This window comes from Xanthomonas sp. SHU 308 (assembly GCF_000364645.1).
In the GTDB taxonomy this organism is placed as follows: domain Bacteria; phylum Pseudomonadota; class Gammaproteobacteria; order Xanthomonadales; family Xanthomonadaceae; genus Xanthomonas_A; species Xanthomonas_A sontii.
Window position 1 is genome coordinate 1 of sequence record NZ_AQOK01000386.1, and the last position, 7250, is coordinate 7250.

Annotated in this window: 9 protein-coding genes and 1 pseudogene; 3 read left to right on the forward strand and 7 right to left on the reverse strand. The window is 69.5% G+C overall.

All coding sequences use genetic code 11. The features are described 5' to 3' along the window. A partial coding sequence (locus D588_RS24720) for a biotin/lipoyl-containing protein (RefSeq protein ID WP_043084780.1) occupies positions 1-273 on the reverse strand: 273 nt, incomplete at its 3' end. A gap of 211 nt (positions 274-484) precedes the next feature. On the opposite strand from D588_RS24720, the gene D588_RS0113040 reads away from it, so the two are divergent. After that, entirely contained in the window at positions 485-1228 is a 744-nt protein-coding gene (locus tag D588_RS0113040; protein ID WP_017916291.1) for a hypothetical protein, read from the forward strand. 158 nt (positions 1229-1386) lie between these two features. On the opposite strand, the gene D588_RS0113045 is transcribed toward D588_RS0113040, so the two are convergent. After that, complete coding sequence (locus D588_RS0113045; RefSeq protein WP_017916292.1) at positions 1387-1926, reverse strand: DNA-deoxyinosine glycosylase; 540 nt, start codon at positions 1924-1926, stop codon at positions 1387-1389. Between the two features lie 182 nt (positions 1927-2108). On the opposite strand from D588_RS0113045, the gene D588_RS0113050 reads away from it, so the two are divergent. Then, positions 2109-2738, forward strand: a complete 630-nt coding sequence (locus D588_RS0113050) for an OmpW family outer membrane protein (protein ID WP_017907486.1) — start codon at positions 2109-2111, stop codon at positions 2736-2738. Between the two features lie 117 nt (positions 2739-2855). Here the strand turns inward: D588_RS0113050 and D588_RS24725 are convergent. From D588_RS24725 to D588_RS0113075, 5 genes and pseudogenes are all read right to left on the reverse strand, one after another. Further along, a pseudogene (locus tag D588_RS24725) lies at positions 2856-3419 on the reverse strand (DUF1453 domain-containing protein). Positions 3420-3432: 13 nt separating this feature from the next. Then, positions 3433-4236 carry a MetQ/NlpA family ABC transporter substrate-binding protein gene (locus tag D588_RS0113060; protein ID WP_017916295.1) on the reverse strand — a complete coding sequence of 268 codons (804 nt, stop codon included), beginning with the start codon at positions 4234-4236 and terminating at the stop codon, positions 3433-3435. Positions 4237-4409: 173 nt separating this feature from the next. Next, on the reverse strand, positions 4410-5105 hold the full coding sequence (locus D588_RS0113065; RefSeq protein WP_017916296.1) for a methionine ABC transporter permease: 696 nt from the start codon (positions 5103-5105) through the stop codon (positions 4410-4412). After that, complete coding sequence (locus tag D588_RS0113070; RefSeq protein ID WP_017916297.1) at positions 5102-6109, reverse strand: methionine ABC transporter ATP-binding protein; 1008 nt, start codon at positions 6107-6109, stop codon at positions 5102-5104. Before D588_RS0113070 ends, D588_RS0113065 begins: the two co-directional genes overlap by 4 nt. Positions 6110-6206: 97 nt before the next feature. Then, positions 6207-7103, reverse strand: a complete 897-nt coding sequence (locus D588_RS0113075; RefSeq protein WP_026143675.1) for a DMT family transporter — start codon at positions 7101-7103, stop codon at positions 6207-6209. Here D588_RS0113075 and D588_RS28545 point away from each other — a divergent pair. Further along, on the forward strand, positions 7006-7250 hold a 245-nt coding region (locus D588_RS28545; protein ID WP_232764295.1), incomplete at its 3' end, for a hypothetical protein. The genes D588_RS0113075 and D588_RS28545 overlap by 98 nt on opposite strands.

Below are 7250 nucleotides of genomic sequence, written 5' to 3' on the forward strand. Positions count from 1 at the left end.
AGGCGCGGCGGCTGCGGCGCTGGCGCCGCCCTCGGCCACTTCGATCAGCGCCACCACCTTGCCCTCGGATAGGCTGTCGCCGACCTTGACCTTGATCTCCTTGACCACACCGGCGAATGGCGACGGCACTTCCATCGTCGCCTTGTCCGATTCCAGGGTGACCAGGCTCTGGTCCTTCTTCACCGTGTCGCCGGCGGCCACCAGCACTTCGATTACCGGGACGTCGCTGTAGTCACCGATATCGGGGACAAGTGCTTCCTTGATTTCGGCCATGCGGGGAACTCCGGCAACTAATGAGGGGGAAACCCCTATTGTGGCGGCCCGCAGCCGCAGCGCCAACCTTTGGCGGGCAAAAAAGCCCGATCGCCTGCAAGGGGCGCCACTGCAGGCGGACAGTACGCCGGCGCATGTTGCGCAGCCATCGCCGGTGCACCGCCTTCACGGCGCCACGGCTAGGCTCGCCGCAGATTTCCGGAGGGCAGGCATGCGGATCCTGGTGCTGTTGATGGCGTTGGCGATGCCGTTGGTCGCCTGGTTCTCGCAACGTGGCGCGTTCGGCCCGACCAACGGCGCCATCTCCGACCGCTACCCGACCCTGATCGTCGCCGCCGGCTACGCCTTCGCGATCTGGGGTGTGATCTTCCTGCTCGACCTGGCCTTCGGCCTGTGGCAATCCAGCGCGCGACGCCGTCGCGTCAGCGCGCTGGCGCAGGTGCGGGCGCCGGCGGCGCTGGGCTTCGCGCTGACAGCGGCGTGGATGCCGGTGTTCTCGCAGCAGCACTTCCTGCTGGCGCTGGCGGTGATCTGGACCGCGCTGGCGGCGATGCTGCTGGCCGCGCTGCGGCTGTCGCGCGACCCCGCCCCCGAATCGGGCCAGACCCTGTGGGCCTGGCTGCCGCTGTCGCTGCACGCCGGCTGGCTGTCGCTGGCGGCATTCCTGAACACCGCGCAGGTGATCGTGGCCTACCGCTGGCTCTCGACCGAGCGGATGCTGCCGTGGAGCCTGGTGCTGTTCGCGCTGGCGGCGGTGCTGCTGCTGGGCATGAACCGGGCCATGCGCGGCAACCTCGCCTACGCGGCGGCGGCGCTGTGGGCGCTGGCCGCGGTCTATGCCAAACAGGCCGCCAGCACGCTGGCCGGTGCGCAGAGCGCGGCGTGGGTGGCCTTGCTGCTCGCCGCGGTGCTGGCGCTGCAGACGCTGTGGCTGCGCCTGCGCGCGCGGCGCTGATCCATGGATGCAATGCCAGCGCGCCGCCAATCGCCTGTTTTTGCCACATCGCGCTGTCTCGTAAGAGTGGCTTCGGCCGGGCCAGCGTTGTCGGGATAGCCGCGTCGCGGCTGAAGCCGCCCCTGCGCGTGTGCCTCGTGCGTGATTGGAGGCACCCGTCAATCGCCAGCCATCGGCACCCGCAGCCATTGCTGCAGCGGCGACCACGCCTGCAGCAGCCGCGGCCAGGCGAACGCCGCATTGGCCGGGCTGCTGGACGGCAGCGCCAGCAGCACCAGCGGCGGATCGCGCAGCGGCAGGTGCGGCTGCACGAAGCGCGCGAACGCCTGCGCCGCCGCCGCGCCATTGCAGGCGATGGCGCGCAGCTGCGGCAACTGCGCGATGCGCTCGGGCAAGGCATTGGGAATTTCGCTGCCGCGCACGATCGCCGCGTCCAGGCTGCCGCGGCGTCGGCACTGCCCGATCACATCCCACAGGCCCACGCCGGCCGCGTGCAGCGCCTGCATCCGCGCTTCGGCGTCCAGTGCCGCATCGAAGCCGCACAGCGCCGCCATCAGCGGCCAGAACCGGTTGCGCGGATGCGCGTAGTAACGCGCCTGCTGCAACGACGCCGCACCGGGCATGGAGCCGAGCACAAGCACGCGGCAATCGTCGCGAATCTGCGCGGGCAGGCCCTGCAACAGCGGCTGCGTCGTCACGTCGCGCGCACCTGGATGAACAGCCAAAAGTCTTAAAACCTCGTTATTTCAAGCATCGGGCGCAAGTGCCTGAACATCGCCTGCATTCGTCCGGCGAGGGTCGGCGACGATTCATCTTCTCATCGATACGGTGTGCGCGCCCACTCCCGTGGCCCCACAAGAAAAAGATGAGGAGATACCCCATGCGGTCCATTCAGATCCTGAGCCTGGCTGTCGTGTCCGCCCTTGCGTTTGCGCCCGCCGCATTCGCACAGGATGCCGATACCGCTTCCGGCAAGCACTTCTCCGTCGTCGGCAGCGCGACTCTGCTCGACCCGCATTCCAAGCCGGCGGCCGGCCTCGACGTCGATGGCGGCCCGGCGCCGACCATCAGCGCCAGCTGGCTGATCGACGACAACTGGGCGGTCGAACTGTGGGGCGCTGCCGACAAGTTCAACCACCGCGTCAAGGCCGACGGCATCGGCAAGGTCGGTACCGTCGAGCAGCAGCCGATCGCGCTGAGCGGCCAGTACCACTTCGGCCAGGCGGACAACGTGTTCCGTCCGTTCGTCGGCGTCGGTTACTACGAGTCCAACTTCAGCAACGAGAAGCTGGCTGGCCTGAACCCGGACCAGCACATCAGCCTGGACACCGCCAAGGGCGCCATCGGCACCGTCGGCGTGGACATGAACATCAACTCCACCTGGTTCGCCCGTGCCGATGCGCGCTACATGCACTCGCGTCCGGAGCTGAAGGTGGCCGGCGAAGGCACCGGCGAAGACCTGAAGCTGGATCCGTGGCTGTTCAGCTTCGGCGTCGGCGCGCGCTTCTAAGCGTTCCGTCTCCAGCGTTTGCGCAAACGGGCCCGCAAGGGCCCGTTTGTTTTTGTGCGTGCGCCGGATCGCGCGCGCGACCAGCGCAAACCGCATTGCGCGTGCACGCGGGCGCCTTCAGCGCGGCGAGCGATCAAAACCGCGGTAGCGGTCGAACCGGCGCAGGCGCCGCCGCAGCAGCCAGGCGTAGGCGCAGGCATAGCCGAGCAGCAAGGCCGCGGCGGCCAGTAGACTGGCATGACTCATCCAGCCCTCGGTCGGCCACGCCGCACCATCGGCCAGACTGCGTCAGCCTTGCCACAGTCCGGCACCGATGCGTACCGCCACCAGCGCGGTCAGACCCAAGACCAACCACAGGTTCGGCGTGTAGTGCAGCCCGTGCGGCAACGGCTCGAAGCGGGTGGCGACGCTGCCGAGCGCGCCCAGCAGCGCGCCGATGCCCCAGCCGGCCAGCGCATGCGTGGCCGCACCGGGCCACCAGTGCGCGGCGATCAGGGCGAAGACCAGCAACACCACGCTGGACAGCAGCGCCGACCACAGTTGCACCGCGACCAGCCAACCGCGCGCCTGACGCCGCGCCGTGCCCACGCGGAACCGCTGCAGCAGCGACAGCGGCAAGAGCACGGCGGTCACCGCCAGCGCGATCACGATCGCCAGCGGAATGGCCAGCAACAGCGGCATGCGCGTGGCCCGATCAGAACGCCGGCAGCACCGCGCCCTGGTACTTGCGCTGGATGAAGGCCTTCACTTCCGGGCTGGTCAGCGCCTTGGCCAGCTTCTGCACGCGCGGATCGTCCTTGTTGTCGCGACGCGCGACCAGGAAGTTCACGTACGGCGAATCCTTGCTTTCGATCGCCAGCGCGTCGCGGGTCGGGTTGAGGCCGGCGTCGAGCGCGTAGTTGGTGTTGATCAGCGCCAGGTCGACCTGGTCCAGCACCCGCGGCAGCATCGCCGAATCCAGCTCGCGGAACTTCAGCTGCTTGGGATTGGCGACGATGTCGCGCTGGGTGGACAGCGCATTGCTCGGGTCCTTGAGCTTGATGACCCCGGCCTTGTCCAGCAGGATCAGCGCGCGGCTGTTGTTGCTGGGGTCGTTGGGGATCACCACGTCGGCGCCCTGCGGCAGCGCGTCCAGCGACTTGTAGCGGCGCGAGTAGGCGCCGAACGGTTCGATGTGCACGCCGACCACGGCCACCAGGTCGCTCTTGCGGTCGCGGTTGTAGGCCTGCAGGTAGGGCTCGGTCTGGAAGTAGTTCACGTCGATCTGCTTCTGCACCACCTGGTCGTTGGGCTGCACGTAGTCGTTGAACACGCGCACGTCCAGGGTCAGGCCCTGCTGCTCCAGCATCGGCTTGACCACCTCCAGGATCTCGGCGTGCGGCACCGCAGTGGCGGCGACGCTGAGATGGTCGTCGGCGGCGCCGGCATCGGGCTTGCCGCAGCCGCCGAGCACGAGCACGGCGCTGGCGAGCAGGAGGCGGAACGGGAATCGGGTCATGGCAGGTATCCGGAGAAACGGGGGGAGTGGAGGAGCGCGACCCGCGGCCGCGATGCGTGCACGCTAGCAGACGGCCGTGCAGGCGGGGCGATCCATGCGCGCAGGAGCGGCTTCAGCCGCGACCGCTCACCGGTCGGGGTCGCGGCTGAAGCCCTACCGCGGTACGCAGGACATCAGCGCCGGCTGTAGTGCGCGACCAGACGGTCGCCGAGCATCTGCAACGCCTGCACCAGCAGCAACAGGATCACCACCGTCACCAGGGCCACATCGGCGTGCGAGCGCTGGTAGCCGTCGCGGTAGGCCAGGTCGCCGAGGCCGCCGGAACCGATCGCGCCGCCCATCGCGGTGAAGCCGATCAGGGCGATGGTGGTCACCGTGGCGCCGGCGATCAGGCCCGGCCGCGCTTCCGGCAGCAGTACCCGCGTCACCAGTTGCCAGGTGGTCGCGCCCATCGCCAGGCTGGCCTCGACCACGCCGCGGTCCACTTCGCGCAGTGCGGTCTCCACCAGCCGCGCGTAGAACGGCGCCGCGCCCACCACCAGCGGCAAGATCGCGCCGCGCACGCCCAGCGAGGTGCCCATCGCCCACAGCGTCAGCGGGATCATCGCGATCATCAAAATGATGAAGGGCACCGAGCGCAGCACGTTGATGACCAGCGCCAGGCTGCCGTACAGCAGCGGCTTCTGGTGGGTCTGGCGCGGGCCGGTGAGGAACAGCAGCACGCCCAGCGGCAGGCCGATCAGCAGGGTCAGCGGCAGCGAACCGCCGAGCATCAGCAGGGTGTCGACGGTGGCGCGACCGATCTCGCTCCACTTGCCGGCATCGAGATTGCGGAAGAAGCCGGTGGCGGCGGTGGCGATCGGACTCATCGGCGCAGCTCCTGCACATGCACGCCGGCGGCGACGAAGGCGGCCTGCGCCGCGTCCATGTCGCCACCGACCAGGGCCACGGTCAGTTGGCCGTACGGGGTGTCCTTGATCCGGTCGATGCGCCCGGACAGGATGTTGTAGTCCACCGCGGTGGCGCGGGCGATGCGCCCGAGCAGCGGCGCGTAGGTGTCGGTGCCGAGGAAGGTCAGCCGCAGGATGCGCCCGTCCACGGCGGTGAAATCGCGGTACAGCTCGGCCTCGTCGACGTGCTCGGCCTCGGACACGAAGCGCTTGGTGGTCGGATGCTGCGGGTGCAGGAACACCTCGGTGACCGGCCCACTCTCGACCAGGTGCCCGGCATCGAGCACCGCCACGCGATCGCAGACCCGGCGGATCACTTCCATCTCGTGGGTGATCAGCACGATGGTCAGACCCAGCTCGCGGTTGATCTGCGCCAGCAGCGCCAGCACCGAGGCGGTGGTCTGCGGGTCCAGCGCGCTGGTGGCCTCGTCGCACAGCAGGATCCGCGGCCGCGTGGCCAGGGCGCGGGCGATGCCGACGCGCTGCTTCTGTCCGCCCGACAGCTGCGCCGGGTACTTGTCGGCATGCGCGGTCAGCCCGACCCGCTCCAGCAGCTCGGCCACCCGCGCGTGGATCTCCACACGCGGCGTGCCGGCCAGTTCCAGCGGGAACGCGACGTTGCCGGCGACCGTGCGCGAGGACAGCAAGTTGAAGTGCTGGAAGATCATGCCCACGCGCTGGCGCAGCGTGCGCAGCCCGGCGCGGTCCAGCGCGGTGACGTCCTCGCCGTCGATGATCAGGCGGCCGCCGCTGGGTTCCTCGAGCCGGTTGATCAGCCGGATCAGGGTCGACTTGCCGGCGCCGGAGTGGCCGATGATGCCGAACACCTCGCCGGCCTCAATGCGCAGGTCGAGCGGATGCAGCGCCACGACCGGCTGGCCGGCGACGGAATAGGACTTGTGCAGGCGCTCGAACTGGATCAACGCGCGGGACCGGCAGCGACGGGGGGCGCAAAGCCTAGCAGGCCAGGATGGCGTGCGTTATTCCATTCGATTCTAACGTACGCGCGCATCGCGAGGCCTATGGGCGTGCCTGCGGCGGCGGATGCGCCACCGCGCGGACCCGCTCGCGATGCAGCAGGTACAGGCCGCTGGCGACGATGATCGCCCCGCCCACCCAGGTCCAGGCGTCGGGCAGCTTGCGCCACAGCAGCCAGTCCCAGGGGATCACCCACAGCAGGCCGCTGTACTCCAGCGGCGCGACCAGCGAGGCGTCGCCGCGGCGGAACGCCTGGGTCAGCGCCACCTGGCCCAGCGCCCCGGCCAGGCCCATGCCGGCGATCCAGCCGGTGTCGGCCGGGCGCAGCGGGATCCAGTCCGGGAGCGCCAACGCGCCGGCGCCCAGCGCCATGATCAGCAGGAACCACACCACCAGCGACTGCGAGGTGTCGGTGCGCGCCAGCAGGCTGACCAGCACCGAGGCGACCGCGTAGGCGATGGCCGCCAGCAGCACCATCAGCCCCGGCAGCGAGACGAACCCGTCCATGCCCGGGCGCAGCACCACAAGCACGCCGATCAGGCCGACGCCGATCGCCGCCCAGCGCCGCGGGCCCACGTATTCGCCGAGCAGCGGCACCGACAGCGCCGCCACCAGCAGCGGCGCGACGAAGTAGATGGTGTAGGCGGTGGACAGCGGCAGGCTGCGCAAGGCCCAGGCGAAGCAGCCGATCATGGCGATGCCGAGCACGCCGCGCAGCAGGTGCAAGCCCCAGCGCACCGGCCAGATCGCGCGCGGCCCGGCGCTGGCCAGCACCCACACCAGCACGAACGGCAGCGAAGCCCCACCGCGCAATGCCGCGACCTGCAGCGCCGGATAGTGCGTGCTGAGCTGCTTCATCGACGCATCCATCAGCGAAAAGAACGCGACCGCGGCGATCATCCACGCAGCGGCGGCGGCATTGGAACGGGAGTTGGGCATCGGCGCATTATCGCCGCGATCGGCGATGCGCGTGGTGCCGGGGCTCATCGCGTCGGGACTGAAGTCCCTCCCACATGACTCCAGCCGGCGCACCGGCCGATGCCGCTTCTTGTGGGAGCGACTTCAGGGCACCTCTAAAAACCCCGA